Origin of the sequence: Lysobacter lycopersici, assembly GCF_007556775.1 — a bacterium.
In the GTDB taxonomy this organism is placed as follows: Bacteria; Pseudomonadota; Gammaproteobacteria; order Xanthomonadales; family Xanthomonadaceae; genus Pseudoluteimonas; species Pseudoluteimonas lycopersici.
The window spans coordinates 2,443,850-2,470,025 of record NZ_CP041742.1 but is presented as its reverse complement, the minus strand read 5'-3'; the positions used below and the strand labels follow the sequence as shown (position 1 = coordinate 2,470,025).

Here is a 26,176-nt window from a genome sequence, read left to right as displayed (position 1 = left end):
CCGGTTCAACCGTAACGCGCCAGCAACACCCATTCGTCCTCGACCTGCACCCGCACCCCGGTTGGCCGTTGGCTCAGCCGATGGCGCATTTCCGCGCTGCGTTCGGCGGCCGCAATCGCGAGGTCGCGGTCCGCGAACCAGTGCCCGCGGCGGTCGCCGCCATCGAGACACCAGCCACGACGGGTGGGAATGAGTTCGAACATCTTGCGTTCCATGGGCCACCCGCATGCGAGGGAAGGAAGCGCTCCGGCCCGGCAAGACGGGGCCCAATCCGTCGCGGTCGTATCCGTTGCAGGGCAGCCATCCATGCCTGTGCAAACCGCGCCGCCGGAGCTGGAACCAGCGTGCCCGGCGCCGCGCCGATCCGCCCTCGGGCAATGCCTGAGCATGGGGTAGGAAAAGTCTGATCTTGCGCCCATGTCCGTGGGCGGCATTCAGCGACGTTGGGTAGATAAACGGCACTTCAAAACCGAGCAAAAGGTGGCATCCATGACAAAGGCATTCCCCGTGCTGTCGCTGCTGGCCACCATGGTTTGTGTGTCGGTCTTCGGCGGGTACGCCAAAGCCGAACTTCGACAGGAAGCCAATTACTTGAACCCGGCCGCGGCTTGCCAAGTGAGCGAGCCAGCGGGCGGTGCGTCTGCAAAGCCCCGGGCCACCGGTTTCCGCAACGAGAGCGCGACCCAAGGCATGTTCGTGATCTGCGGTTATGGAAAACCGACCAGGGATGGGAACGACGCGAATATCCGTTACCTGATTCTCGGTGTTACATCCATTGATGGAATTCCAGCAACTGTGAATTGCACGGGGGTGACCGGGCTGTACCCCGGACATCCAGTGCATCCACTCATGTATTCCACTCTATCCGTGACAACCAATTCCTATAGCCCGCTGACATTCTTCAATTGGTTCCCGGCAGATTGGGGGAGCGCTGATATTTACATCCCGGGTGGATACGAACCGTCGGTAACGTGTTTGCTCCCGCCAAGAACGGCCATCATCTATGTGGCCGATATGTACGATCTCGACTATGGCATGTGACCGGATGGTTGGCGCCTGCCCTGCTCGCGCCATGTCGCGGGGGTGAGCCGGTTCGCATCACGAACGGCCACTGGCCGCAGCCCGTGGCGCCGGCATTTACCGCTTTCCTGAAGACGAACGATCGCGCCACGGTCGCATTCGTTTACAACTTCGTGGCCTCCAACATGGCGCAACCGCCGTATCGTCGCGCCGGGAATCCCCCCGCCCGAGGTACCGCCATGTATCGCCACCAGCAACTCCTGCTCGCGCTCGCCGTGCTCGGATTCGGCGCGCTCGCGTCCGCCCCCGCCGCCGCCGCCTTCCAGGGCAATGCCTACACCGGCCAGAACGCGGCAAGCGCATGCCAATTGAGCATTCCCACGACCAGCACCCAGGTACGGCCCAAGGCCACCGGTTTCCGCAACGAAAGCGCGACCGATTCCGCGTTCGCGATCTGCGGCTACACCAACCCGACCGCGGGCGCCGTCAAGACCTTCATCCTCCGCACCGCATCGATGGATGGCGCCGCGCACACCTTCAACTGCACCGGCGTGGTGGGCAACGCGGGAACCGGCACGCCGCAGGCGTATGCGACCAAGTCCATCACCACCACCGCCGACGGAATGGCCGTCTCGACCAGCTGGGCACCCGCGGACTTCGGTATCGAATCCAACTTCGGCGCGACGTTCCCCTCGGTGACCTGCACCTTGCCGCCGCAAGTCGCGATCATCAGCACCGTCAGCTACGCGGACGTGGATTTCATCAACACGCCCTGACGCAAACCCGCCCTGCCCATCCGGCTTGGGTGGGCACGGCGACGGCTTCGCGCGACAAGGCAGCCGGGCATCCACTGGATGTCCGGTTCGGGTCCCTGATTACGCATAAGCAGGGCGGTTGCACTTCCGCAATCGTCCCCGGGAACCCGCCATGTCCATCGCCACCCGCATTCTTTTGCCGCCGGCCATCCTCGCCTGCGGCCTTGCCCTGTCCGCCCCGGCCGGGGCCGCCACGGTCTATGAGTACGTGAATCCGGCCGTTGCCTGCCAGCTCAGTATCCCTACCACCGATACGAAAGTGCGCCCGAAGGCCTCCGGCTACCGCAACGAAAGCGACAGCAACGGCGCCTTCGTGATCTGCGGCTATGGCAAGCCGACCAGTTCCAGCAGCATCACCCAGATCAACCTGACCCTGCTTTCCATGGATGGCGCATCCCACAGCGTTGATTGCACCGCCGTGAGCGCCGTGAACGGGACGAACAACACGCAGAAATATGTCACGAAGACCGCTGTCGTGTCCGGAACGAACGGCATCACCGTCACCTGGAACCCCGGCGACTTCGGATCCACGAGTGGCGATATCCCCTTCACGCCCTCGCCGTCGGTGACTTGCATCCTCCCGCCGCAAACCGCGATCACGCAGGTGATCGACGCCTACAACCAGTGACGAGGCTTGTCGCCCTGGCCGCGTGGTTGGCCAGGGCGAGCATGTCCGGTTCCGGCCCCCGGTTACGCATCACAAGGGCGGTTGCTGCTTCGCAATCGTCCCGGGAACCCACCATGTCCATCGCCACCCGCTTTCTTTTGCCGTCGACCATCCTGACCTGTGGCTTCGCCATGTCCGCGGAGGCACAAGCCGCTCTGCGCTACACCTACATCAACTTGAATCCTGCAGCCGCCTGTCAGTTGAGCATCCCCACCACCGATACCCAGGTGCGACCCAAGGCCACTGGCTACCGCAATGAAAGCCTGACCAAGGGTGCATTCGTGATCTGCGGTTTCGGCACGCCTACGGACGATGGGACGGCGATGAATGCATACATTTACTTCCATTCCATCGATGGCGTGTCGCGCGACATCAGTTGCACCGCCGTCACTGGAACGGAGGGGCTGAGCCCGCTCGTTTATTCCACCAAGACCGTAAGCTCGACCGCCGGCGGCAACGCCTCGGCAATGGGCTGGACCGACTACGATTTCGCGACCCAAGGTACCCCTTTCTACGAAACCATTCGCGACGGATGGGCAGTGTCGGTCACCTGCACTCTTCCGCCACAGACGTCCATCACCCTCACCAACAGCAAGTTCCAGATCGAAATCGGCAGCTGAGCGGGCTCAGCGATTCCTGTCGCGCTGCTCGGCCAGGGTGAGCGCCACGTTGTTGCGCAAGTAGGCGGGTTCGACGCGTTCCGGCGCGAGCCCGCCGCCGATCTTGAATGCCGATGCGCCGATCCGCGCGACATCGGCGGCATGCGGCAGCGCGGTTGCATCGATGCGAACGAATCGATCCACGAAGCGCGATTGCAGCGTGCCGTCCGCGGCGGAGAAACCGGTGCCGACGCCGATCCAGCCGTCGCCTTGCGGCAATTCGTAGTGCGCGGGCGCGATCACGATTTCATCGCTGGTCGCGACGAGCAAATCGCCATCGCGGCGGAACGCGGCGACGTAGATTTCGCCCATGCGCGCGTCGATGGATGCGAGGACACGCTGTTCCCTCTCCCCTTGTGGGAGAGGGTGGCCGAAGGCCGGGAGAGGGGGAAATGCAAGAGCAGCGAGCGTGGACACCGGCACCACCGGCCTGTCCAGCGCGAGCGCGATGCCCTGCGCCAGCGCCACCGCGAGGCGCACGCCGGTGAACGCGCCCGGCCCGCGGCCGACGGCGATGGCGTCGAGTTGCGATTTCGCCACGCCGGCATCGGCGAGCAATCGTTCCGCCCACGGCAGCGCGAGTTCCGCGTGCTGGCGCGGCGCGATGCCGAAGCTTTCGCGCACCTCGCCGTCGATCCACAGCGCGACGGAACAGGCTTCGGTGGCGGTTTCGATGGCGAGCAGTTTCATGCGGTCGTCGTCGCAGCGAGGAAGGATTCCACTTCGGCAAGCGTACGCGTGATCGGCAGCGGCGGCAGCGAATCGAGGAATACGCGGCCGTAGCCCTTGCCGGTCAGGCGCGGATCGCACAGCACCAGCACGCCATGGTCGGTTTCGCTGCGGATCAGGCGCCCGGCGCCCTGCTTGAGCGCGATCACCGCCTGCGGCAACTGTTCGTCGAAGAACGGATTGCCACCAGAGCGGCGGATCGCTTCCAGCCGCGCTTCGAACACCGGATCGTCCGGTGCGGCGAACGGCAGCTTGTCGATCACCACCACGGTCAGCGCGGCGCCGACCACGTCCACGCCCTCGCGGAAACTCGCGGCGCCGAGCAGCACGCCGTTTCCGGATTCGCGGAATCGCTGCAGCAACACGTGGCGCGGGGCCTCGCCCTGAACGAACAGCGGCCACGGCCCGTCGCGCAGCGCTTCCGCCGCTTCGCGCAGCGCGCGATGCGAAGCGAACAGCAGGAACGCGCGGCCGTTCGAGGCTTCCAGCACCGGGCGCACCGCGGCGAGCATCGCGCCGGTGAATTCGCGCGCGGCCGGCTGCGGCAGGTTCGGCGGCAGATAGCACAACGCCTGCGACTTCCAGTCGAACGGGCTTTGCAACAGCAGCGTGCGCGGATCGTCGAGGCCGAGTCGCGTCGCGACGTGGTCGAAACCGCCATCCACCGCCAGCGTGGCCGAAGTGAACACCCAGGCCGCGTGTGAACGTTCGCGGTGCGAACGCAACGGGCCGGAGACATCCAGCGGCGTGCGCTGCAGGCGGAAGCCGCGTGGCGTGGCTTCGTACCAGCGCACGTCGTCGTCCGCCGGCAGTTCGTCGTCGAACGCATCGTTGTCGAAGTCGCGTTCGATCCGCCAGCGTCCGAGCCGCGCCGAGAATTCCACCGCGCGCGCGTGGCAGGCATCGAGGCCCGGCGCGGAGTCGCGCCATGCTGCGAGCGCGAGCTGCAAGGCCTGCAGCGACGACGACAGCGTTTCGAAGGCATCGCTGGCATCCGGATCGGCCAGCGCCCGCGCCTGCGTCGCACGCGGCGGCAAGGGTTCCAGCGCCGCACGCAGCACGCGCACCGCCTGTTCGAGGTCGCGCGCCGGCGTTTGCAGCGCCGCGAGCGCGCCGGACACGCCCTTGCATTCGGCCAGCGCGTCGCGCGCGAGTTCGACCAATGGCCGCGCGCCGATGCCTTCGCCGAAGAACTGCGCGGCGAGTTCCGGCAGCTGGTGCGCCTCGTCGACGACGAAGGCCTGCGCACCGGGCAGGATTTCGCCGAAACCTTCCTGCTTCAGCGCGAGGTCGGCGAGCAGCAGGTGGTGGTTCACGACGACGATGTCCGCTGCCTGCGCGCGTTGCCGCGCTTGCACCACGAAGCAGTCGTTCCAGAACGGGCATTCGGTGCCAAGGCAGTTGTCGGCGGTACTCGTCACCAGCGGCAGCAGCGGCGAATCGTCGGGCAGCGCCTCGAGTTCGGCGAGGTCGCCCATGCGCGTGCGCCCGCCCCAGGCCACGATGCGCTGGAACAGAGCGGTCTGCGCACCCGGCACGATGCGTGGATCGCCCTTCGCCTGTTCGGTGCGATAGCGGCAGAGGTAATTCGCGCGTCCCTTCAGCAGCGCGCTTTTCAAACCCACGCCGAGCGCGTCGCGCACCCGCGGCAGGTCGCGGTGGTAGAGCTGGTCCTGCAGCGCGCGCGTTCCCGTCGAGAGAATCGTCTTCATTCCCGACAACAGCGCGGGCACGAGATACGCATAGGTCTTGCCCGTGCCGGTGCCGGCTTCGGCCAGCAATACCTCGCGTCGTTCGAACGCATCGGCGACCGCTTCGGTCAAATCGAGTTGCGCCTCGCGCGGGCGAAATTGCGGCAGCGCGCGCGCCAGCGCACCGCCTTCCGAAAGCGCTTCGACCGATTGTCCCGCCAGTCCGCCCGGCGCGCCTGCCGCTTCGTGCATCGCGATCAGGGCGACGGCGGCGGTTGCTGCGCCGGCTGCTGCGGTTGCGGCTGCTGCGGTTGCGGAGCGCGCTTGGCCGGATCGTCGAGGCCGAAGATCTGGCGGAAGCCCTCGCGCACTGCCTGGCCGAAACCTTGCTGTGGCGCGTTCGGATCGTTCGGGTCGATGGCATCCGCCGGCGGCGCGTACACACAGGGCTGGTAGGCGGGTGCGAAGCCGGCGACGAAGGGAATGCGACGCGCGCCCGGGCAGCCGGCATCGGTGCCGTGCGAGCCTTCGATCCACTGCCAGTCCAGTCCCTTGTTCGAGACGTCCAGCGACGCGCTCGGCAGGCGCGAGAAGATCCCCGACCACACCCGCATCGCGCCGGTCGCGCCGTACAGGCCGGTCGGCTGGTTCTGGTCGTTGCCGACCCAGATCACCGCGAGATGGTCGCCGGTCCAGCCGGCGAACCAGCTGTCGCGGCTGTCGTTGCTGGTGCCGGTCTTGCCCGCGGGCTTCAATCGTCCGAGGCCGTCGGCGACGAGCTGGCGCCCGGTGCCCGACGTCACCGCGTACTGCAGTGCGGAGGTGACGATGCGCGCGGCGATGGCATCGCCCGCCTGCGCCGGCGCCGGTGCCTTGTCGTAGCGGTTCACCGTCTTGCCGTTGCGATCGAGCACGCCGCGCACCGCGTGCAGCGGCTGGATTTCGCCGCCGGAAGCGAGGAACTGGTACAGCTGCGCCATCGCGTACGGGCTTTCGTCGACCGCGCCGAGGATCAGCGAGGGATTGCTGGTCGCATCGATGCCGGCGAGCGTGTGGATCAGGTCGGCCAGGCGTTCCGGCTTCACCTGCATGCCGACGCGCACGGTCGCGCGGTTCATCGACTGCGCCAGCGCGTCGAGCAGGCGCACGTTGCCGTGGCTGCGCCCGTCGGAATTGTCCGGCGACCAGCGCTTGCCGTTGTCGAGCGTGATCGTGACCGGGCCGTCGTCGACGTAGCTCGCCAGCGACCAGCGCCCGGGCTGCGCCAGCGCGAGCAGGTACACGAAGGGCTTCAGCAGCGAACCGACCGGACGCTGCGCTTCCACCGCGCGGTTGAAGCCCGGTTCGGAGAACACGCGGCTACCGACCACCGCGCGCACTTCGCCGTCGTGCACGTCGGTCAGCACCAGGCCTGCCTGCAGCGGCGGGCGCTTGGCGCTGCCGATGGACTTGAGCGTGCGCGTCACCGCGCCTTCGGCATAGGCCTGCGCGGACGGCGACATTCCCGTCATCACGCTGAGCCCCGCGCCCTGCAGCGCGTCGGCCGGATAGTCGTGCGCGAGCTGCCGGCGGACGAGGTCGACATAGGCCGGGAAGCGATTCGCGGCGGTGCTGCCCGGCGCATCGGTCACGCCCAGCGGCTTCTTCAGCGCGCGCGCGTATTCGGCGTCGGTGATCAGTTTCGAATTGCGCATCTTCCCGAGCACGAAGTCGCGCCGTTCCAGCGCGCGCTCCGGGTTGCGCCGCGCGTCGTAGTAGGACGGACCGCGCACCATGCCGATCAGCAGCGCGATCTGCTCGGTGTCGAGGTCGCGCAGGTCGCGCCCGAACCAGTAATCGGAGGCCGCGGCCACGCCGCGGATCGCCTGCGCGCCGCGCTGTCCGAGATAGACCTGGTTGAGGTATGTCTCAAGGATGGTGCGCTTGTCGTAGCGCGCCTCGATCAGCAGCGCGTACAGGATTTCGTTGAACTTGCGCGTGATCGTCTGCTCGCGACCGATGCCGAGCAGGCCGCTGCGCGCCAGTTGCTGCGTGAGCGTGCTGCCGCCCTGCATGGATTCGCCGTGCGAACGCACCGTCACCCACGCCGCGCGCAGCATGCCGCTGAGGTCGATGCCGTGGTGGTGGGCGAAATCCTTGTCCTCCACCGCCTGCAGGCCGGTGACCAGCAGTTCCGGCACTTCCTCGATCCGCACCAGCCGGCGTTCTTCCTGCTTCTGCCCGTACAGGGTCGCGATCCGCGCCGGATCGAGCCTGGCACTGCGCACGTCGCGCTTGCCCATCAGGTCGCGCACCCCGGACACGCGGCCATCGCCGAGCTGCACCTGGATGCGGCTCGGGCCGACCGGACCGGTGACGTCGTTGAAGCCGCGGCTCGCGATCAGCCAGCGGCCGCCGTCGCGCGCATAGGTGCCGGGGCGCACGCCGGCGCCGTCGTCGCGGTACGAAGCCGCATCGAGTTCGGTCTTCAGCGTCTGCGCATCCATCGCCAGCCCCGGCGAAAGCGCCAGCGGCCGCGCGTACACGCGCGTCGGCAATTGCCATTGCAACTGGCCGAAACGCGCGCCGACCTGGTGGTTCAGGTACAGCGTGTAGGGAATCAGGAAACCGAGCCCGATCGCGGCCGCGGCCAGCCCCCATGTCGCCAGCCGCTGCCACAGGCCGGGGCCATTCTCGTGGAGGTCGTCGAAATCGTCTTCGTCGTCGTATTCGATGCGCGGCATGTGCTGGCGTTTGGCGCCTGTCGGCGGGCGTACGGGGGATGCGACAATGGCCGCACCGGGCGGATCGCCGCGAGTCTAGCGCAGTGCCGCCCCGCCCTTGTCCCGGAGTCCGCCTGCAGCATGTCCCCGTTCATGGCCGATGCGCGCTTCCTCGCCGACCGCGCGCTGGGCCTGGCGCGGCGCGGCTGGATCAGCCTGCGCACCCGTGGCATGCGTGCCAGCCTCGCGCGGTTGCGCGCGCAGTTCGCACGCGGCGCAGTGCCCTCGTCGCCGCCGTGGATGCCGCCCGCGGACATTGCGCCCGCGTTCGCGACGTCGTCGAACCCGCGCGCGAGCATCGTGATCCCGGTGTTCGACCAGCTGCACCACACCCGGCGCTGCCTGCAGGCGCTGGCGGCGCAGGCGCATGCGGTGGATTTCGAAGTGATCGTCGTCGATGACGGTTCCAGCGACGGCACCGACGCGTATTGCACCGCGATTCCAGGACTGCGTTATCACCGGCGCGCGGGGAACGGCGGTTTCATCGCCGCCTGCAACGACGGCGCGGCACTGGCGCGCGGCGAAGAATTCCTGGTTTTCCTCAACAACGACACCGTGCCGCAGCCGGGCTGGCTGGACGCGCTGCTGCGCACGTTCGACGAGGTACCGGATGCCGGCCTCGTCGGTGCGCAATTGATGTTTCCGGACGGCAGCTTGCAGGAATCCGGCGGCGTGGTCTTCGCCGACGGCAGCGGCTGGAACTACGGTCGTGGCGAATTGCCCGGCGATCCGCGCTTCGCGTATTCGCGCGATGCGGATTACGTGAGCGGCGCGGCGATCGCGATCCGGCGCGAGCTGTTCGCGTGCCTCGGCGGTTTCGACCCGCGCTATGCGCCGGCCTATTACGAAGACACCGACCTCGCCTTCGCCGTGCGCGAGGCCGGATTGCGCGTGCTGGTGCAACCGGCCGCGAAAGTGGTGCACGACGAAGGCGGCACCGCCGGCACCGACGTTCGCGTCGGCCCCAAGGCCGCGCAGGTGCGCAATCAGTCCGTGTTCCGCGAACACCGCGCGGCGCAACTCGCGGCGCAGCCCGCGCCCGGCACGATTCCGACACCGGCGATCCTGCACCGCGGCCAGCGACAGATCCTCATCATCGATGCGCTGACGCCGCAGCCGGACCACGATTCCGGTTCGCTGCGCCTCGTCAACCTGATGCAACTGCTGCGCGAAGGCGGCGCGCATGTCGCATTCCTGCCGGCGAACCGCGAACACGCCGGCCGCTACACCGAAGCCTTGCAGGAATCCGGCGTCGAATGCTGGTACGCGCCGTTCGGAAAACGCGCGCCGGCATGGCTGCGCGAACACGGCCATCGCTTCGACACGATCGTCGTGTGCCGGCATTACGTGCTGCGCGAATTCCTGCCGCTACTGCGCAAGCATGCACCGCAAGCGCGGATCGTGTTCGACACCGTGGACCTGCATTACCTGCGCGAACGCCGCGGTGCGGAAGTTTCCGGCGACGCGGCGCTGCTGCGCACGTCCGAGGCGACAAAGGCGCGCGAACTCGACCTGATCGCCCGCAGCGACGTGACCCTGGTCGTCAGCGAAGCCGAACGCGCCCTGCTCGCGACCGATGCGCCGAATGCGCGAGTCGAAGTGTTGAGCAACCTGCACCAGCTCGCCGGGCCGGGCGGAAGCTTCGCCGCGCGCAAGGACCTGGTGTTCGTCGGCGGTTTACGCCATCCGCCGAACGTGGACGCGGTGCGCTGGTTCGTGGAGGACGTGTTCCCGAACATCCGCTCGCGACTTGCGGACGTGCGTTTCCACTGCATTGGCAGCCACGTTACTGCGGAAATCGAAGCGCTGTCCGCGTATCCGGGCGTGGTGGTGCACGGCCACGTGCCGGACATTTCGCCGTACATGGACGGCTGCCGCATCGGCCTCGCGCCGCTGCGCTATGGCGCGGGGGTGAAGGGCAAGGTCAACCTGAGCATGGCCCACGGCCAGCCGGTGGTGGCGACTTCATGCGCGGTCGAGGGCATGCACCTCGAACCCGGCCGCGACGTGCTGGTCGCCGACGATGCGCAAGGATTCGCCGATGCGGTCGTCGCGCTGTACCGGGACGAGGCGCTGTGGAACACGCTGGCGCGGAACGGCATGCGCAACGTCGCCGAGCATTTTTCGCTGGATGCGGCGCGGGAGACGGTTCGGAGGGTTTTTTTTGGTTAGCGAACGAAGTTTCGGCGTAGAGTTAGAAATAACCGAATGCATGGTGTCAGCCCCATGAAGTCCACTGGCACCGCGCTTTTTGCCCTGGGTATCTGCCTTGTCGGATGTAGGTCAATGCCGATGGAAGATTTCTCTTCCCTCCAGGCCGCTTCCAAACCGCTATTGGCCAGTGCTTGCCTTGCAAGCGCCGAAGTAGCGGTCGATTCGATCTCCAATCCACACGTGCCTAATCTTGTGGATCGAATCGAAACGAGGACTTGTGGAGGGCTCTCGGTGAAGACCTACGTCTCCACCGCGGCGGCCGATCCCGGCGGGTTGACGATGAGTCTTCAAGTGACTCGGCCTAACCACCTGCTGCCTCGTTACATGGATATCGGCCAGTCGGTCGCACCGTTGGTCACCAAGCTCGGCGAGCCTTCATCGAGGACCGATGACAGCATGGTTTACTCCGCGCCGGAGAGCGAAGACTCGGTGACATTCGGCATTGCTGGCGACCGCGTCGTCTCCATTCGTTGGGACTGGCCCGTCGACTGAGACGCAGTAATGCAGGGCGCAATAAGCGCAGCGCATTGCGCCACATTGATTTCGAACCACGATTCCGGCGCATTACGCCTTCGGCTAATGCGCCCTACTGGTTTCCCGCTTCGACCTGACGATTGCGTTTCAAAACAAGATCACGGCCTCGCCGCAACCCGTACCCGTTCCTGCAATTCCGCGATGCCCGGCACCGACGCATCCAGCCGCCGCGCTTCCTCCACCGCCTGCCCCGCCGAATCCACGTCGCCGCCACGCAGGCGCTCCTCGCCCACGTCGACCCAGCGCAACGCCAACGCGCGCCGCGCGCGATTCACTTCTGAACGATCCGCGCCCAGCGCCGCCGCCGCGTCCAGGCAACTGCGCGAACGCGCGAGGCTGTTCGCCTGCAACTGCGTGCGCTGGCACTGCCACGCCGCCGGCAACAACCGCTTCGAAGCCGCGATCACCGCCTTGTCGTCCGGCGCGAGCGAACGCGCCACGCGCAGGCGGTCGAAGGCGCTGTCACCCGGCGGCGTGAGCAGGTCGCCGCGCGCTTCGGCCGCCGCCGCTTGCGCAAGCAACTGCTGGACTTCGCGCTGCCGCTTCGCGCCGACCGGCGCCGGGCGCAATTCGCGTTGCGCCACGCGTGCCCGCGCGAGGTGGGCGCGCGCTTCGCGCAGGCCCGGCGTCGCCGGATCGATGGCCCGTGCGCGATCCAGTGCCGCAGCCGCCCGGTCGAAATGGAAATCCGCGCTGGCCTTTTCCGCATTGCGCACCTGCGCCAGCGCCACCTCGTGCAGGCCCTGCTTCGCCGATGCCGGCGCGTCCGGCAGGGCCGCGAGTTGCCGGTAATCGCGCTCGGCGTCGACGAGTTTCCCGCGCCGCAACGCCGCATCGGCGCGCGATTGCAGCGCATCGCGCGAACGTGCGAACGCGGCCTCGGTTTCCGGCAGGTCGACGTGCCCGGCGTCGTAACCGCGCGCGGTGGAAATGAGCGCCGCGGCATCGGCGAGCTTGCCGGCATCGAGTTCGGCGCGCGCGCGCTGCAGCAGGTCGGCGAGTGCGTCTTCGCGTCCTTCGATGGCATCGGTGCGTTCCGGCTGCAGCGAAAGCACCTTCGCATACAGCGGCAGCGCGGCATCTGGCGCGCCGTCGAGGTTTCCCGCAACCCGCGCCGCAGCCGCGTTCCGCAGCATCGTGTCGATGCCGAGGCGCGAGGCTTCGCGCTTGCGCAGCGCATCGGCCACGGGCTCGACCGCAGCGCGCGGTGCGTCGAGTTCGCGCGCAAGGTCGAGCATGCGCCGCGCTTGGTCGAAGCGGTTGCGCGAAGTCGCGTCGCGCGCCTGCGCCGCGGCCGCCAGCGCGACCCGGGCCAGGCCTTCGCGTGCCTCGCCACGGTCGGGATCCATCGCGATCGCCGCGGTGTACAACTCGCGCGCGCCGCTGCCGTCGACGGCGGTCAGGCGGCCGGCGTCGAGCGCGTCCTGCGCGTGTTCGAGCAGGGTGAGCACCTGGTCCTGCGGCCACAGCCGGTCGAGCGCGGCGACCCGCAGCAGCGGCAACGCCAGCAGCAGCCAAAGCGCGAGCGCCGTTGCGCGTTGCGCCCAGATCCGCCAGTCCGCGCCTGCCGATGCCATGGGCGAAGAATACGCATCCCGTGCGTGGCCGGCGTGAGGTTTCGCACCGAATCAGCCGCGGCGCGCGCGTTCCACCCCAGGCAGGCGCTCGAGTTTTCCGAGCAGGCGCGAGAGTTCCTCGAAGCCCGGCACGCGCAGGCGGATGCGGATGCGCACGCGGCCGCCACGCAGGGTTTCCGCATGCAGGTCGCCGACGTGGGCGTCGGCCTGGGCGATGGTGTCGGTGAGGTCCTTGAGCAGGGCCTTGCGATCCACGCCCTCGACGGTGACTGCGACTTCCTGCGCGCCGGCGGCGCTGCCCCACTCCACCGGCAGCAGGCGTTGCGGCTGTTTCGCCGCGAGCCGCAGCAAGGCCGGGCAATCGGCGCGATGCACGCTGACGCCGCGGCCGCGGGTCAGGTAGCCGGAAATCGCTTCGCCCGGCAGCGGCTGGCAGCAGCGCGCGACCTGCACCATGAGATTGTCGACGCCGACCACGGTGAGCGATGCCGGCTTCGCCTTGGCCACGCGCCGCGGCTGTCGCAGCGCGGGCGTTTCCGGTTCCGGCGCGCGTTCGAGGTCGAGCAACGCGCGCGAGACCTGCGAGGGCCCGACATCGCCAAGCGCGACCAGCACCTGCAACTCGTCGACCGCGGCGACGTTGAAGCGCGACAGCACCGGCGCGAGGTCGTGCTGCAGCAGGCCGAGCCGGCGCAATTCCTTTTCCAGCAGTTCGCGCCCGTCCTGCACGTTGCGCGCGCGGTCGAGCTTGTGGAACCAGCCGCGCACCTTCTCGCGCGAACGCGGGCTGGCGAGGAAGCCGTTCGCGACGACCAGCCAGTCGCGGCGCGGCGCGGCGAGCTTCGCGGTCAGGATCTCGACGCGGTCGCCGCTGCGCAGTTGCGTCTGCAGCGGCACGATGCGGCCGTTGACCTTGGCGCCGTTGCAGCGATGCCCGACCTCGGTGTGCACGTGGTAGGCGAAATCGAGCGGGGTCGCGCCCGCGGGCAGGTCGACGACTTCGCCCTTGGGCGTGAGCGCGTACACGCGGTCTTCGGCGAGTTCGCTTTCGAAGCCGCCCTGCACGCCGTCGGCGCCGGCTTCGAGCAACTGGCGCATCCATTCGATCCGCCGCGAAAACGCGGCGTCGTTGCCGGCGCGGCCTTCCTTGTAGCGCCAGTGCGCGGCCACGCCGAGTTCGGCCTGGCGGTGCATCTCGCGGGTGCGGATCTGCACTTCGACGGTTTTTCCCGCGGGCCCGAGCACCGCGGTATGCAGCGAACGGTAGTCGTTGCGCTTCGGGCGGGCGATGTAGTCGTCGAATTCGCCCGGTACCGGCGTCCACAGCGCATGTACCACGCCGAGCGCGGCGTAGCAGGCGGCCACGTCGTCGACCAGCACCCGCAGCGCACGCAGGTCGTAGAGTTCGCCGATCGGAACGCCCTTCTTCTGCATCTTCCGCCAGATGCTGTAGATGTGCTTCGGCCGCCCGGCGACCTCGGCGGCGATGTCGTGCGCGGCCAGCGATGCCGCGAGTTCGGCGCGCACCTGCGCGATGTAGCGCTCGCGCCCGCCGCGGTTGTCGTCGAGCAGGCGCGCGATGCGCTGGTAGGTGTCGGGTTCCAGCGCGCGGAACGCGAGGTCTTCCAGTTCCCACTTCAACTGCCAGATGCCGAGGCGGTTGGCCAGCGGCGCGTGCAGGTCGCGGGTGAGCCGCGCCATCGCCTGCCGCTGCGCGGGATCGAACGCATCCATCCGCCGCATCCGCGCCAGCTGCAGCGCGAGCAGGATCGGCACCACGCGCAGGTCCTGCACCATCGCCAGCAGCAGCCGGCGCAGGCCTTCCTGGTTGCGCGCGGAACCGGCTTCCGCATGCAGCGCCCAGACCTGCGCGGCGGCGTCCTGCCCTTCCAGCAGCGCCGCGACACCCGGATGCGCGCGCAGGATCGCCGCGCGTTGCGCTTCGGGCACGGCGTCGCCCAACGCGTGCAGCGCGGTCGCGAGCAACGCGTCCTCGTCGCTGCCCAACGCGCGCAGCGACGCCAGCGCATCGTCGAGCAACGCGGCGTCCTGCTCCGGCAGGCGCGCGGCCTCGGCCAGCAGGGCCGGCAATGGCCCGACGGCGGGTGCGGATTTCGGGGCGGAAGCGTTCACGCCGGCATTTCGGGGGAGGCGGGAATGGCTACACTACCGGCGCACCCTGCCGAAGGACACCCCGAATGAAACTTCTTCGCGCCAGCCTCGCCCTCGCACTCCTGTTCGCCTGCGGCGGCGCCTTCGCGCAGGCCGCGGTCGAAACGCAGATGACGCCGGAGGAATTCAAGGCCGCCGGCCTCGACAAGCTCAGCCCGCAGGAACTGGCCAACCTCAACGCCTGGCTGAACCATACGCTGGAAACCGAGACCACCAAGGCCGCGGTGGAGACCAAGAAGAAGATCGAGGACGAGGATCGCGGCTTCTTCCATTTCAACAGCGACGAGCCCATCGTCGGCCACCTCGTCGGCGAATTCCGCAGCTTCGCCAAGGGCCGGCACTACACGCTCGACAACGGCCAGGAGTGGGTGCAGATCGACGATGCCGAACTGTCCGGCGTGCGCCTGACCAACCCGGAAGTGCGGATCAAGCCCGCGATGGTCGGCAATTCCTGGTACATGTCCGTGGGCAAGTACCACAGCCAGGCCCAGGTCAAGCGCGTCAAGTAATCAGGCGATACGGCGCAGCCGCTGCACGCGCTGCGCCAGTTTCTTCGGCGACACCCCGCCCTTCGCGCCGAGTTCCTGCGCGAACAGCTGCACGCGCAGTTCCTCCAGTTCCCAGCGCAGCGCCTGCGTCTCGGCGTCGGCGGGATCCGCGTTTGCCAGCGCGTCGACGAACGGCGCCAGCTCCAGCATGCGCTGCTGATCCCTGGCCGGATCGCGTTGCGCGCGTTCGGCGCGCAAGGACAGCGCCTTGAGCCAGCGCGGGTATTCGGCCAGCGCCTCGACCGGCACGTCGCGCAGGAATCCCGGATGCGCCAGCGCCTCGAGTTGCGAACGCATGTCGTCGAGGTTGCCGCTGGCCCAACCGACCAACTTGGCTTCCAGCTTCGCGCGTATTTCGGCGACGAGGCCGAGGATGGTTTCCGCCTGCTGCAACCGGCGCATCGCTTCGGCGAACAGGTGTTTCGAAATCGCGTCTCGTCGTTGCGCGAAGGCGTCGACGTCGCGGACTTCGAGCAGGCCCGCGTCCGCGAGCGCGGCGAACGCGCCGTCGACCAGGTCCGAGCGCAGGCGGTCGGCGTCCTTCAAGCCATCGACGCGTGGATTCGCCGACTCGATCGCCGCATATAGCAGGGAAATCTTCGGTTGCACCGGCAACTGCTTGCGCGCCTGCTTCATCTTCTCCGCCAGTGCGATGGCAAGCAGCCGGCGCACGCCGCGCGGATGCAGGCGTTCGGCGACCTCGCGCTGCGCGTGGACCACCAGCGACGCGGAATCGCCATCGTCCTGCAGCGCCGGATACGCCGGCACGCCACCCGCACCGGGTACGGACTGCGGAATCGGCGCATCGGGAAATACCGTGATCCCCGCCCTCGCCATGCCCTGCGCCGCATGCTTCGCGAACGCCTCGGCGGCGCGCTTGCCGAAACGCCCGCGCAGTTCGTCGAGGTCGCGGGACTCGGCGAGGACGGATTTTCCGTCCGCATCCTGCAGGCGCAAATTCGCCCGCAAGTGCGGCTCGATACCGGCCGGATCGAAATCGACGGTTCCGACTTCGACGCCGGACAGCTTTTTCAGGAATCGGCCGAGCGCGCCTTCGATGCTGTCGGCCTCCGGACTCGAATGCGCTTCGGCAAACGCACGCGCGAAATCCGGCGCCGGCACGAAGTTGCGGCGCAAGGCCTTCGGCAAGGACTTGATCAACGCGATCGCCTTGTCCTCGACGAAGCCCGGTGCCAGCCACGACAGCCGCGCCGCGTCGAGTGCATTGAGCAGGTGCAGCGGCACGACCACGGTCATGCCGTCGTCGACCGCCCCGGGCTCGAAGCGGTAGCGCACCGCGAGGCGCACATCGCCCAGCGCGATGAACGCGGGGAAACGCGCGGCATCGCTCTGGTCGGCGACGAGCAGATCGTCGCGGCTCCACTCCAGCGCGGCCTTTTCGTCCTTCGACAACTTTCCGTACCACGCATCCAGCGCCTGCGCGTTGTGCACGTGTGCCGGCAGGCGGTCGAGGTACCAGCGCGCCTGCCAATCCTCGTCGACGACTAGGCCGATGCGGCGCAGCTTCGCCTCCTCTTCCTTCGCCAGCTCCAGCGCGTGCAGGTTGCGTTGCAGGAAGACGCTGCGGGTATTGATCGCGCCGGTCAACAGCGCCTCGCGCACGAAGATGCCGCGGCTTTCCTCCGGGAACAGCGCGCCGTAGTGCACCGGCTTCTTCGGTGCGAGCACGAGGCCGAACAGCGAGATCTGTTCGCTGCCGAGCACGCGACCCTGCGACCGCGACCAGTGCGGATCGTGGTGCCGGCGCGCGAGCAGGTGCGGCAATTCGGCGATGGCCCAGTCCGGTTCGATGCCGGCATTGGTGATCGCCCAGACTTTCTCGGTATCGAGCAATGTCGCCGACAGCACCCATGGCGGCGGCTTCGATGCGAGTTTCGAACCGGGGAACAACTGGAACTTGCGCCCGCGCGGACCGTCGTACACGCCCTTGTCTCCGCGATGACCGATCTGGGTCGGCAAGCCGGCGATGAGGGCGCGGTGGAGCGAAACGTAGTCCTTACCCTCCCCTGTGGGAGGGGCTTCAGCCCCGATCGCATATTCCCGATTCGTGCCTCGCTTCGGGCCAGGCGCACTTCGCTTTTCCCGGGTCGGGGCTGAAGCCCCTACCACAAGAGCATCACCCGACCACCCCAACTCCTCGCACTGCAACTTCAACTGCCGATGCAGTTCCCGCCACTCGCGCAGGCGCAGGAAGCCGAGGAAGTTCCTGTCCGCCCACTTGCGCAGCTGCGACTGGGTCAGCTCCTCGTGCGCGTCGCGATACGCATTCCACAACTTGAGGATGCCGACGAACTCCGACTTCGCGTCGGCGAACTGCGCATGCGCGGCATCGGCGGCGGCACGCGCGTCGGCCGGGCGCTCGCGCGGATCCGCGATGCCGAGGAAGCTGGCGACCACCAGCATCTCGCGCAGCACGCCATGCGCGTTCGCCGCGACCAGCATGCGCGCCAGCTTCACGTCGACCGGCAGTTTCGCCATGGTGCGGCCAATGGCGATGAGCTTGCGCTGTGCGTCGACCGCACCAAGTTCGTTCAACTGCTGCCAGCCGTCGGCGACCGCGCGCGGATCCGGCGGTTCGAGGAACGGGAATTTCTCGATCTCGCCCAGCCCGAGCGAGAGCATGCGCAGGATCACGCCGGCCAGCGCGGCGCGGCGGATTTCCGGGTCGGTAAATTCCGGGCGCGCGAGGAAATCGGCTTCCGAATACAGGCGGATGCAGGTGCCCGGCGCGATGCGCCCGCAACGACCGGCACGCTGGTTGGCGCTGGCCTGCGACACCTCCTCGATGTGGAGGCGATCGAGTTTCTGCCGCGGACTGTAGCGCTTGACCCGCGCCACGCCCGGATCGACCACGTAGTGGATGCGCGGCACCGTCAGCGAGGTTTCGGCGACATTGGTCGCGAGCACGATGCGTCGCTGCGGGCCGGGATGGAACACGCGGTCCTGGTCGCGCGCGGACAGCCGCGCGTACAGCGGCAGCACTTCGATGTGGCGGTACTTGCGCCGTTCCAGCGCCTGGTGCGCGTCGCGGATCTCGCGTTCGCCAGGCAGGAAGATCAGGGTGTCGCCGATGCCGCGGTCCCGCTGGATTTCATCGCAGGCGGCGACGATGCCATCGAGGATCGTGCGTTCGCCAGCGTCTTCGCCTTCTCCCTCGAGTGGGCGATATCGCACTTCGACCGGATAGCCGCGCCCCTCCACGTTCACCACCGGCGCATCGCCGAAATGCGCGGCGAAGCGTTCGGTGTCGATGGTCGCCGAGGTCACGATCAACTTCAGGTCCGGGCGCTTCGGCAGCAGTTGCCGCAGGTAGCCGAGCAGGAAATCGATGTTGAGGCTGCGCTCGTGCGCCTCGTCGACGATGATGGTGTCGTACTTCGACAGCCAGCGGTCGTTCTGGATCTCCGCGAGCAGGATGCCGTCGGTCATGAACTTGATCGCGGTTTGCTCGGATACCGCATCGTTGAAGCGCACCTGGTAGCCGACCGCGCCACCGAACGGAACCTGCAGTTCCTCGGCCACGCGCCGCGCCACCGACCGCGCGGCGATCCGCCGCGGTTGCGTGCAGCCGACCATGCCCGCGGCGCCGCGACCGGCGAGCAGGCACAGCTTGGGCAATTGCGTGGTCTTGCCGCTGCCGGTCTCGCCGGCGACGACCACGACCTGATGCTTGCGGATCAGCTCGACCAGTTCGTCGGCATGCGCGGCAATGGGCAGCGTTTCTTCGATGCTCGCGGTCGGCAACGCGGCGGCGCGGCGTTCGCGTTCGGCGATGGAAACCTGCAATTTCGCGGCGAACGCCTCGCGCAACGCGGCATCGCCCGGTTTCGCGTTCCACTTGGCCCACAGGCCGAGCAGGCGGCCGCGATCGCGGCACAGCGCGCCGTCGATGGCGCGTCGTGCCCGCTGCGGCGAGGCGGCGGCGGCTTCGATAGGTCGCATGAATCGCTGGGTTCGCTATGTTGCATTTCACGGACGGGCCGCGGGCGGTTATTGTCGCCGCAAAGCCACCTCGAGGAGACCCGCATGGCCAGCAGGAAACCCGCTTCCGCATCGAAATCCGCCCCCGCCGTCGACATCGGCATCAAGGCCGGCGACCGCGCGAAGGTGGCCGAGGGCCTGTCGCGCTTCCTCGCCGACAGCTACACGCTCTACCTCAAGACCCACAACTTCCACTGGAACGTGACCGGGCCGATGTTCAATTCGCTGCACCTGATGTTCATGGACCAGTACAACGAACAGTGGACCGCGCTGGACCAGATCGCCGAACGCATCCGCGCGCTGGGCTTCAACGCGCCCGGTTCCTACGCCGAATTCGCCAGGCTGTCCTCGATCCGGGAACAGGCCGGCGTCGATGCGCCGGAATGGAAGGCGATGGTGACGCAACTGGTCGAAGGCAACGAGGCGGTGTGCCGTACCGCGCGCAAGGTGCTCGCGACCGCGGACAAGGCCGGCGACGATCCCAGCGTGGACCTGATGACCCAACGCCTCAACATCCACGAGAAGAACGCGTGGATGCTGCGCTCGCTGCTGCAGTAATCCGGATCAGCGCAACAGCAGCAACGCAAGCCCGACCAGCGCGGGCAAGGCCTGCACGTACAGGATGCGGCGACCGACCGTCATCGCGCCGAACACGCCGGCCACGACCACGCAGCCGAGGAAGAACGCGCGCACGCCGTGGTCGTCGGGGCTGAGCCACAGGCCCCACAGCAGGCCGGCGACGAGGAAGCCGTTGTACAGGCCCTGGTTCGCGGCCAGCACCTTCGTGTCGCGCGCGCGCTCGGGCGTCAGCCGGAACGTGCGCATGCCGATGGGCTTGTCCCACAGGAACATTTCCAGCACCAGGAACCATGCGTGAAATAGCGCGACGATGGCGACGATGATGTTCGCGGCAATGTCGAGTGCGTGCATCGATTCCCCCATTCGCCAGCCTGCGCAATGCCACCCGGAGCTTAGCGCGTGCGCGGGCCGTCAGTGGCCCGGCTCCTTGCCGCGCAGGTGCTTGTCCTGCCGGCAGGCGGACAGCGGCCGCGACCAGGCGGCGAGGATGCGCCGGATTTCGCGTTCCCCGCGATCCGCGACCACGCGCATGCAGGCGCAGCCATGCCCGTGCGGGCCGTTCGTTTCCACCCAACGGTTCGCCGCGAAATCCGGCCAGTCGCCTTCGGCCTGTTCCCCGCCCTGCGTGCCGATGGTCCATTCGCCGTCGCGGTCGGTCAGCCAGGCATTGCCGGGCGTCGGATTGTCGAACCAACCGCACAAGGTCATCGCGCCATCCGCGTCCGCCGCATGCGCGGGCAGGCCTGCGACGAGGAGCGGAAGCAATCCGATGGCCAGCAAGACACGACGACGGGCGTTCACGCTCACTGCCCCGCCGGCGGTTCCCACAGCTCGACCTTGTTGCCTTCCGGATCGATCACCCAACCGAATTTGCCGAATCCGGACGCGGTATCGGTTTCGTCCATCACCTCGCAGCCTTCGGCGCGCAATGCGGCGAGCAGCGCGTCGAGATCGGCGACGCGGAAGTTGATCATGAAGGACGCGGACCCCGGCTTCATCTTGTCGGTGTCCTGCGCGAACGGGCTCCAGATCGTCATGCCCGCTTCGCTGCCCTCGCCGCCCCACGGGAAGATCGCGCCGCCCCAGTCGGTGACGTCGAGGCCGAGATGCTCGCGATACCAGGCGCCGAGTGCCTTCGGATCCTTCGCCTTGAAGAAGATGCCGCCGATGCCGGTGACGCGTTGCATGTGGGTTCCCCGAATGTGGCCGTGCGCGATCCGCGACACGGGCTAGCCTAGCGCCAAGCGCACGGGGCCGCCACGCCGGAAACCCGGCCGGGATGGATTGCGGTGCGCGCTAGTCGTTCCCGCAAAAGACGGTGGACGCCTCGCCTTCCGGCTGCCACGCGCCATCGCGTTCGGAGAATAACCAGCGCGTGGAAAAACAATCCCTGCCGAGCAGGCTGTTGCTGGTGCGGTTGTCGCTGGATACGCGGCAGAGCATCACTTGCCCGTCGTCGGATCCGAACCAGTGCAGTTTTCCGCCTTTGCCCGTGTTCGAAACCCCGGCCGCGGCCAGCATTCCGGCTTCCGCTTCGGGAGGCGTCGCGAGCAAGGCCCATTGCCCCGGGGAAGCGCCGCACTTTTCATGGATCGCGGCCGGGCCGCCCGTGCTTGCGCAAGAGGAAAGGAGGATTGCGATGGCGAGCACGAATGGTGAACGCATGGCGCCTGGATCGGGAAAGCCTGCAAGGCGTCGGGGATGCGCGCCAGCGTAACGCGAAGCGCCCGGAGCCGCCACGGAGCGGGTTCGGCTTGAATGAATTGTTAGGCCGCACTGCGATAAGCCCAGTAGGCGGCGAGCGAGACGGCGCCAAGTCCCTGCAATACCAGAACAACAAGCATGGTCTTCTTGAGCGGGCCTGATTGCTTGATGTAGCTGAAGCAGCCAAAGCCGAATACAACTGCATAGATGACGCACCAAGCGAGCCAGGCGATTCCAACTCCGGTACAGCCGAATCCTTCGCAGTGTGTGCGCCATAGGCTGATGCCACAGATCGCGAGGACGATCGTGGCGGCGAGGTAGATCGCCCCGAGAGTGGTGCGGATGATCGGGTTCATGGCTTTGACTGCGGACATGATTTTGTGCGGCCTGACGCCTGAGTTAAGCCGACCTGCGAAGCGGCGTCGGCTTGAACGAATTGTTAGGCGGCATAGCGCCGGATGACGGTGTAGAAAGCGGTTGCCGTAGCGAGAAACAACGCCGCGAATGCAACGGGGTTGACGCGCAGTGCCGGCAAAGCGAATGCAACCCATGCCAAAACACCTATCGCAAGAACGACAATCCCGAACTCGCGATTTGCGCGATACCAAATCGCAGGATCAGCTTTCGTCCGACTGGTGATTACACCAAGCCACCGATTCCGAGGCACAAGCTTCAGGATGAATGAGAGGCCAACCAGGCAAAGCACCGTTGCTTCAACCGCTAAGAATAGTTTCATCCCATGCCGCCTAACGCCTGAATTAAGCCGACCCGCGAAGCGGCTTCGGCTTGAACGAATTGTTAGCCACGCCCCCGAGAAGTCCAGCTCACAAGTGCTCGGCCAAACATCAATAGCGGCATGTACTGGAAGAATAAGGCTATCAGGATGCCTGACAGGATGTTCCAGAAACCGCCGCCAACAATGCACGGCACTAGTACCGCAACAAACGGCATTCCGCAGAACCATGCGATTTTGGTACGCCAATAGGCAAGCATAAAAGCGAATGCCAGGATCCCTGCTATTGGACTAATAGCTACTGTAGAAAGAGATAGACCGCGGAAGGCCCAGATAAGAATCACACCAAGAGCCGAAACGGCACAACCGAGAGGGGCCGCCTTAAGCGATTCATTCGCGGTGTTGGCCATGAACAGTGGGTTTGGCACGGCTAACGCCTGAGTTAAGCCGGGCCGTGAAGCGGTGTCGGCTTGAATGAATTGTTAGGCCTCACTTCTTAAATAGACCAAATAAGAAGAGGCCGGCAGAGATTGCGGCGCAAATAGCGGCCCAACGATTCTCGGATGCCAAAACTGACGAAAGATGTGCTGATTCGCTACCGACAGTCGAGAGATGCCAGAACATCCCCGACAAGAAGGCAAAAATAATTGCTATCCCATTGATTGCGGCGAGTACCCCGCGAGAGATCTGGTTATTGCCATTCCCCATAATTCCACCGGTTGCTGATGTGAGGCCTAAGGCCTGAGTTAAGCCGCGCCACGAAGCGGCGTCGGCTTGAATGATTTGTTAGGCCTGTTCCGGCCCATCTGGATACTCAATGTAGTTGAGGTCTATGCGGTCTTTGAACTGCGCAATAGAAGATTCAAGAACGTCAAAATCCAACTGACGCGAAAACAAAGTCATGTACGTTCTCCGCTCGGTATCATCTCTGAAAATTTCCATCACCAGGTCTCCATTGATGTAGGTCTCGAGGCCAATGCCATCTCTGGGATTTACATCACTCGCAACAACGTATTGGATTTCTTTTTTGGGGTGCATGTGAATCACCAGACAGACCTAACGCCTAATAGACCCCAAAAGCGGGGTGTAACGGGATAGTCCCTCCCCGCCCCATCGTCGTCAATTGGACTATTCCCCCCATCGCATCGCGTACTTGCCCGATGGCCGCCGACCGCGATCGCGATTGAGTGTGCCTACGTCGGCCGTGTGCGGCGCTACATCCTCGCGAACGGCAAGCGCCATCCGCGCGAACTCGGGCAGACGGAACTCGCTGGAACGACGGGATCACGCCCGCTCGCTCGCGACCACATCCGGGAATTCGCACAAAAAAACCCCGGCCGAAGCCGGGGTCGAGGAAGGACATCGATGATCTGGAGAGGATCGGTGGCGGTGCCTTACGGAATCGTCACGGATTTGCTCGTGCTGCTTGTGGCGCCGTCGTCGTCGGTCACCGTCAGCGTCACCGTGTACGTGCCGGAGCTGGCGTACTTGTAGGTGAGCGGGGTCTTGGTCGAGGTCCTGCCGTCGCCCGAATCCCACTTCACCGAAACGATGGTTCCGTCCGAATCGGTGGACGTGCTGGTGACCTGCACGAACTTGCCCAGCTGCTTGACGGTGAAGCTCGCCACCGGCGGATTGTTGCTGCCACCACCACCGCAACCGGTGCCCGTCGGGGTCACGCCGACCGTGGCGAACGCGGCCACCACTTGCTGCCCATCCATGCCCATGTCCACGGCCGCACGTTGCACGCCGCAGGCGCCGTCGTTCCACTGGGTCGTGGGCGTCCAGTAATCGCGGTTGGCGCGCGCGAAGGCCTGGAACGCGGTCTTGGTGTTCCAGCCCGGGGACTTCGCCAGGTTGCAGAATGCCTTGTTCTGCACGCCCGACGAGTAGTGGTTGTCCATGCCACGGCGCGGCATGTCGGCGGCGTTGTCGATCGAAATGCCGTCCTGGGTGGGATCGCACATGTAACGCAGCGCGCCGTTGCCCTTGAAGATCTCCTCGCCGACCAGGAAATCGTTGGTGCCGGTCATGAAGTACTCGGCCGCCTCGCCCGCGATGTCGGAGAACGACTCGTTCATGCCGCCCGACTGCCCGCTGTCGTAGTTGAGGTTCGAGTTCTGGCTGGTGTATCCGTGCGACACCTCGTGGCCCAGCACGTCCAGGCCGACCAGCGGGTAGAACGTGGTGCGGCCGTCGCCGAAGATCATCGTGGAGGTCGCGGGGTTCCAGCCGGCATTCTCGTAATTCGTGCCGTAGTGCACCCCGAGCGTCAGGATGACGGTCAGCGGCGCGGCGTTCATGTAGTCGCTGTACATGTCGAACACGACACCGCCGAAATAGTGCGCATCGTTCAACGGCGAATAGCCGCCGTTGATGGTGTCGCCGGTATGCCGCGGGCAGGTGTAGCTGAACGCCGGATCGGAAGAGTTCGGGTTCCGCGATGCATGGTTGAGGTCGACCGTCTTGACCTTGCTCGTCAGCATGGTGCAGGTGCTGCCGCTCACGCCGACGTCCATGAAGCCGAAATCCGTGCCGTATTCGTACTGGCCGGTCTTCTGGTTGCCGCCCGGGCCGGTACCGACCGCATCCGTCTGGAAATTCTCGCGTTTCAGCAGCACTTTGCCGCTGTCGGCATCCACGATCACCAGCGGGGCGGTGGGGCCGCTGCGCAGGTTGGCGGAAAGCTGCACGACATGGGCGCGATGCGCGTGCCCGTCGTCGTCGACGTAGATCATCAGCCGGGACTTGTGCGCGTTCGGCGCCACCGAACCGAGCGCGGCGCTCCGGGCGATGCCGAGCGCCTGTGCGCCGGTGACGCGGATCGGCGTGGCCGGGATCTCGTTCTGAAGCCCCGTCACCATGCGCCCGAACAGCGCTTCGACCCGGCCGGTCTTCGCGTTCTCGCTGACGATGACGTTCTCGCCGTAGACCGGGATGCCGCGGAAGGTCTGCTCATAGCGCGTGTTGCGCTTGCCGAAGTCCGAATGGCGCGTGGACAGCAGCAGGTTCGATTCGGAATCCATGTTCAGCAGCCGCTCGTGGCGTGCATGCGCCATGCCCGGCGTGCCGTTGGCAGCCACGAAGCTGGAATAACGCGCCTGCAACTGCGCGAGATTCGCGTTCTGCAGGTCCTGGCGGCCGGCCGCCATCGCGGCGGGCGCGATGCAGCACAGTGTCACGGCAACGGCGAGTGCGCGTGGACGCAGGCCTGAAAGCGTGCAATTCGACATCTTGGCTTCCCCTCGAACGTAGTGTGGACGGAATGGAAACAGGGCTTTCCTGCCCGACCCGCCCCCGCGAGGTCGACGCGAAACGAAAGGCCTTCGGATGGACGTCGATCACGACATCCGTTCGCGAAACTAAGTGGCGCGCCCGCCGGCCTCAAGCTGCGTCGCAACAAAAAAATGTGACGGCCATCAAATTCATGTGCTGTTATATCGTTACATCGCCGCGTCGCAGGATGTCTCCAGCCCACGGGCGTGCGCATTCATTTCTTCGGCGTGCGTCGAATCGCATGGAACGCGATTGAATTCGCATCGTCGACGCGACGCTTGCGAACCTCGGGGTCGCGCCCGTTCGAACGCTGCGTGCGCAAGTGCGTGGGCGGACAGACGTAGCGGGAGAATCCAGGACCAGCGGATCGAGTCCGCCTTTGTAGGAGCGGGCTTGACCGCGACATGGTTGCGAAACCCCGGTCGCGACTTCCGTCGCTCCTGCCAAAAAAAAAAAAGCAATCGCGGCTAAAGCCGCTCCCACAGGAGTTTCCG

Annotated in this window: 24 protein-coding genes; 8 read left to right on the top strand and 16 right to left on the bottom strand. The window is 66.5% G+C overall.

What is annotated here, in order from left to right; genetic code table 11:
* Positions 1-5: 5 nt before the first annotated feature.
* Entirely contained in the window at positions 6-215 is a 210-nt protein-coding gene (locus FNZ56_RS12165; protein ID WP_143880091.1) for a hypothetical protein, read from the bottom strand.
* Positions 216-489: 274 nt separating this feature from the next.
* On the opposite strand from FNZ56_RS12165, the gene FNZ56_RS12160 reads away from it, so the two are divergent.
* The 4 genes from FNZ56_RS12160 to FNZ56_RS12145 all read left to right on the top strand — a co-directional run bounded on the left by FNZ56_RS12160 (position 490) and on the right by FNZ56_RS12145 (position 3,122).
* Positions 490-1,041: a hypothetical protein gene (locus FNZ56_RS12160; protein ID WP_221933304.1), complete on the top strand. Its 552-nt coding sequence runs from the start codon at positions 490-492 to the stop codon at positions 1,039-1,041.
* Positions 1,042-1,259: 218 nt separating this feature from the next.
* Positions 1,260-1,796 (top strand): hypothetical protein, encoded by a 537-nt coding sequence (locus tag FNZ56_RS12155; protein WP_143880089.1) that lies wholly within the window; start codon positions 1,260-1,262, stop codon positions 1,794-1,796.
* A 151-nt stretch (positions 1,797-1,947) separates the two neighbouring features.
* Positions 1,948-2,463 (top strand): hypothetical protein, encoded by a 516-nt coding sequence (locus tag FNZ56_RS12150; RefSeq protein WP_143880088.1) that lies wholly within the window; start codon positions 1,948-1,950, stop codon positions 2,461-2,463.
* Positions 2,464-2,576: 113 nt separating this feature from the next.
* Positions 2,577-3,122 (top strand): hypothetical protein, encoded by a 546-nt coding sequence (locus FNZ56_RS12145; RefSeq protein WP_143880087.1) that lies wholly within the window; start codon positions 2,577-2,579, stop codon positions 3,120-3,122.
* Positions 3,123-3,128: 6 nt separating this feature from the next.
* On the opposite strand, the gene tsaB is transcribed toward FNZ56_RS12145, so the two are convergent.
* From tsaB to mrcB, 3 genes are read right to left on the bottom strand one after another with little or no spacing between them, the layout of a single operon-like run.
* On the bottom strand, positions 3,129-3,851 hold the full coding sequence (gene tsaB, locus FNZ56_RS12140) for a tRNA (adenosine(37)-N6)-threonylcarbamoyltransferase complex dimerization subunit type 1 TsaB (protein WP_143880086.1): 723 nt from the start codon (positions 3,849-3,851) through the stop codon (positions 3,129-3,131).
* Positions 3,848-5,833, bottom strand: coding sequence for an ATP-dependent DNA helicase (locus FNZ56_RS12135; RefSeq protein WP_143880085.1), 1,986 nt, complete (start codon positions 5,831-5,833; stop codon positions 3,848-3,850). Before FNZ56_RS12135 ends, tsaB begins: the two co-directional genes overlap by 4 nt.
* Before the next feature lie 5 nt (positions 5,834-5,838).
* Positions 5,839-8,304, bottom strand: coding sequence for a penicillin-binding protein 1B (mrcB, locus tag FNZ56_RS12130; RefSeq protein ID WP_143880084.1), 2,466 nt, complete (start codon positions 8,302-8,304; stop codon positions 5,839-5,841).
* 120 nt (positions 8,305-8,424) lie between these two features.
* On the opposite strand from mrcB, the gene FNZ56_RS12125 reads away from it, so the two are divergent.
* Together FNZ56_RS12125 and FNZ56_RS12120 are read left to right on the top strand one after the other, a co-directional pair.
* The gene (locus FNZ56_RS12125; RefSeq protein WP_143880083.1) at positions 8,425-10,515 is read left to right on the top strand and encodes a glycosyltransferase; all 2,091 of its coding nucleotides are present in this window, start codon (positions 8,425-8,427) and stop codon (positions 10,513-10,515) included.
* Positions 10,516-10,569: 54 nt separating this feature from the next.
* Positions 10,570-11,049 carry a hypothetical protein gene (locus tag FNZ56_RS12120; RefSeq protein ID WP_143880082.1) on the top strand — a complete coding sequence of 160 codons (480 nt, stop codon included), beginning with the start codon at positions 10,570-10,572 and terminating at the stop codon, positions 11,047-11,049.
* A 140-nt stretch (positions 11,050-11,189) separates the two neighbouring features.
* Here FNZ56_RS12120 and FNZ56_RS12115 read toward each other — a convergent pair whose 3' ends face one another.
* Together FNZ56_RS12115 and FNZ56_RS12110 are read right to left on the bottom strand one after the other, a co-directional pair.
* Positions 11,190-12,668, bottom strand: coding sequence for a hypothetical protein (locus FNZ56_RS12115; protein ID WP_143880081.1), 1,479 nt, complete (start codon positions 12,666-12,668; stop codon positions 11,190-11,192).
* Between the two features lie 51 nt (positions 12,669-12,719).
* Positions 12,720-14,801, bottom strand: a complete 2,082-nt coding sequence (locus FNZ56_RS12110) for a RelA/SpoT family protein (protein WP_143880080.1) — start codon at positions 14,799-14,801, stop codon at positions 12,720-12,722.
* A 65-nt stretch (positions 14,802-14,866) separates the two neighbouring features.
* Between FNZ56_RS12110 and FNZ56_RS12105 the strand changes: the two genes are divergently transcribed.
* Positions 14,867-15,349, top strand: coding sequence for a hypothetical protein (locus tag FNZ56_RS12105; protein ID WP_143880079.1), 483 nt, complete (start codon positions 14,867-14,869; stop codon positions 15,347-15,349).
* Here FNZ56_RS12105 and hrpA read toward each other — a convergent pair whose 3' ends face one another.
* Entirely contained in the window at positions 15,350-19,351 is a 4,002-nt protein-coding gene (gene hrpA, locus FNZ56_RS12100; protein ID WP_143880078.1) for an ATP-dependent RNA helicase HrpA, read from the bottom strand.
* A gap of 84 nt (positions 19,352-19,435) precedes the next feature.
* Between hrpA and FNZ56_RS12095 the strand changes: the two genes are divergently transcribed.
* A complete protein-coding gene (locus FNZ56_RS12095) occupies positions 19,436-19,948 on the top strand; it encodes a Dps family protein (protein ID WP_143880077.1) in 513 nt (170 codons plus the stop codon).
* A 6-nt stretch (positions 19,949-19,954) separates the two neighbouring features.
* On the opposite strand, the gene FNZ56_RS12090 is transcribed toward FNZ56_RS12095, so the two are convergent.
* The 9 genes from FNZ56_RS12090 to FNZ56_RS12055 form a co-directional block, all read right to left on the bottom strand.
* Positions 19,955-20,320, bottom strand: a complete 366-nt coding sequence (locus tag FNZ56_RS12090; RefSeq protein WP_143880076.1) for a DUF1304 domain-containing protein — start codon at positions 20,318-20,320, stop codon at positions 19,955-19,957.
* A 60-nt stretch (positions 20,321-20,380) separates the two neighbouring features.
* Positions 20,381-20,770, bottom strand: coding sequence for a DUF4087 domain-containing protein (locus FNZ56_RS12085; protein WP_246064607.1), 390 nt, complete (start codon positions 20,768-20,770; stop codon positions 20,381-20,383).
* Between the two features lie 2 nt (positions 20,771-20,772).
* Positions 20,773-21,156, bottom strand: coding sequence for a VOC family protein (locus FNZ56_RS12080; protein WP_143880075.1), 384 nt, complete (start codon positions 21,154-21,156; stop codon positions 20,773-20,775).
* 109 nt (positions 21,157-21,265) lie between these two features.
* Positions 21,266-21,490, bottom strand: coding sequence for a hypothetical protein (locus tag FNZ56_RS12075; RefSeq protein WP_143880074.1), 225 nt, complete (start codon positions 21,488-21,490; stop codon positions 21,266-21,268).
* 245 nt (positions 21,491-21,735) lie between these two features.
* The gene (locus FNZ56_RS12070) at positions 21,736-22,029 is read right to left on the bottom strand and encodes a hypothetical protein (protein ID WP_143880073.1); all 294 of its coding nucleotides are present in this window, start codon (positions 22,027-22,029) and stop codon (positions 21,736-21,738) included.
* An 83-nt stretch (positions 22,030-22,112) separates the two neighbouring features.
* Positions 22,113-22,409: an SdpI family protein gene (locus FNZ56_RS13080; RefSeq protein ID WP_185970747.1), complete on the bottom strand. Its 297-nt coding sequence runs from the start codon at positions 22,407-22,409 to the stop codon at positions 22,113-22,115.
* A gap of 62 nt (positions 22,410-22,471) precedes the next feature.
* Positions 22,472-22,816: a hypothetical protein gene (locus tag FNZ56_RS12910; RefSeq protein WP_185970746.1), complete on the bottom strand. Its 345-nt coding sequence runs from the start codon at positions 22,814-22,816 to the stop codon at positions 22,472-22,474.
* A gap of 376 nt (positions 22,817-23,192) precedes the next feature.
* Complete coding sequence (locus FNZ56_RS12060; RefSeq protein ID WP_143880071.1) at positions 23,193-23,444, bottom strand: hypothetical protein; 252 nt, start codon at positions 23,442-23,444, stop codon at positions 23,193-23,195.
* A 356-nt stretch (positions 23,445-23,800) separates the two neighbouring features.
* Positions 23,801-25,588: a M4 family metallopeptidase gene (locus FNZ56_RS12055; RefSeq protein WP_221933303.1), complete on the bottom strand. Its 1,788-nt coding sequence runs from the start codon at positions 25,586-25,588 to the stop codon at positions 23,801-23,803.
* Positions 25,589-26,176 lie beyond the last annotated feature (588 nt).

Coding starts and splice junctions, on each gene's coding strand:
- FNZ56_RS12105 (WP_143880079.1), top strand. CDS start 14,867: ATGAAACTTCTTCGCGCCAGCCTCGCCCTCGCACTCCTGTTCGCCTGC.
- FNZ56_RS12120 (WP_143880082.1), top strand. CDS start 10,570: ATGAAGTCCACTGGCACCGCGCTTTTTGCCCTGGGTATCTGCCTTGTC.
- FNZ56_RS12080 (WP_143880075.1), bottom strand. CDS start 21,156: ATGCAACGCGTCACCGGCATCGGCGGCATCTTCTTCAAGGCGAAGGAT.
- FNZ56_RS12075 (WP_143880074.1), bottom strand. CDS start 21,490: ATGCTGGCCGCGGCCGGGGTTTCGAACACGGGCAAAGGCGGAAAACTG.
- mrcB (WP_143880084.1), bottom strand. CDS start 8,304: ATGCCGCGCATCGAATACGACGACGAAGACGATTTCGACGACCTCCAC.
- FNZ56_RS12060 (WP_143880071.1), bottom strand. CDS start 23,444: ATGCACCCCAAAAAAGAAATCCAATACGTTGTTGCGAGTGATGTAAAT.
- FNZ56_RS12090 (WP_143880076.1), bottom strand. CDS start 20,320: ATGCACGCACTCGACATTGCCGCGAACATCATCGTCGCCATCGTCGCG.
- FNZ56_RS12135 (WP_143880085.1), bottom strand. CDS start 5,833: ATGCACGAAGCGGCAGGCGCGCCGGGCGGACTGGCGGGACAATCGGTC.
- hrpA (WP_143880078.1), bottom strand. CDS start 19,351: ATGCGACCTATCGAAGCCGCCGCCGCCTCGCCGCAGCGGGCACGACGC.
- FNZ56_RS12155 (WP_143880089.1), top strand. CDS start 1,260: ATGTATCGCCACCAGCAACTCCTGCTCGCGCTCGCCGTGCTCGGATTC.
- tsaB (WP_143880086.1), bottom strand. CDS start 3,851: ATGAAACTGCTCGCCATCGAAACCGCCACCGAAGCCTGTTCCGTCGCG.
- FNZ56_RS12070 (WP_143880073.1), bottom strand. CDS start 22,029: ATGAACCCGATCATCCGCACCACTCTCGGGGCGATCTACCTCGCCGCC.
- FNZ56_RS12160 (WP_221933304.1), top strand. CDS start 490: ATGACAAAGGCATTCCCCGTGCTGTCGCTGCTGGCCACCATGGTTTGT.
- FNZ56_RS12125 (WP_143880083.1), top strand. CDS start 8,425: ATGTCCCCGTTCATGGCCGATGCGCGCTTCCTCGCCGACCGCGCGCTG.
- FNZ56_RS12095 (WP_143880077.1), top strand. CDS start 19,436: ATGGCCAGCAGGAAACCCGCTTCCGCATCGAAATCCGCCCCCGCCGTC.
- FNZ56_RS12145 (WP_143880087.1), top strand. CDS start 2,577: ATGTCCATCGCCACCCGCTTTCTTTTGCCGTCGACCATCCTGACCTGT.
- FNZ56_RS12115 (WP_143880081.1), bottom strand. CDS start 12,668: ATGGCATCGGCAGGCGCGGACTGGCGGATCTGGGCGCAACGCGCAACG.
- FNZ56_RS12150 (WP_143880088.1), top strand. CDS start 1,948: ATGTCCATCGCCACCCGCATTCTTTTGCCGCCGGCCATCCTCGCCTGC.
- FNZ56_RS13080 (WP_185970747.1), bottom strand. CDS start 22,409: ATGAAACTATTCTTAGCGGTTGAAGCAACGGTGCTTTGCCTGGTTGGC.
- FNZ56_RS12910 (WP_185970746.1), bottom strand. CDS start 22,816: ATGGCCAACACCGCGAATGAATCGCTTAAGGCGGCCCCTCTCGGTTGT.
- FNZ56_RS12165 (WP_143880091.1), bottom strand. CDS start 215: ATGGAACGCAAGATGTTCGAACTCATTCCCACCCGTCGTGGCTGGTGT.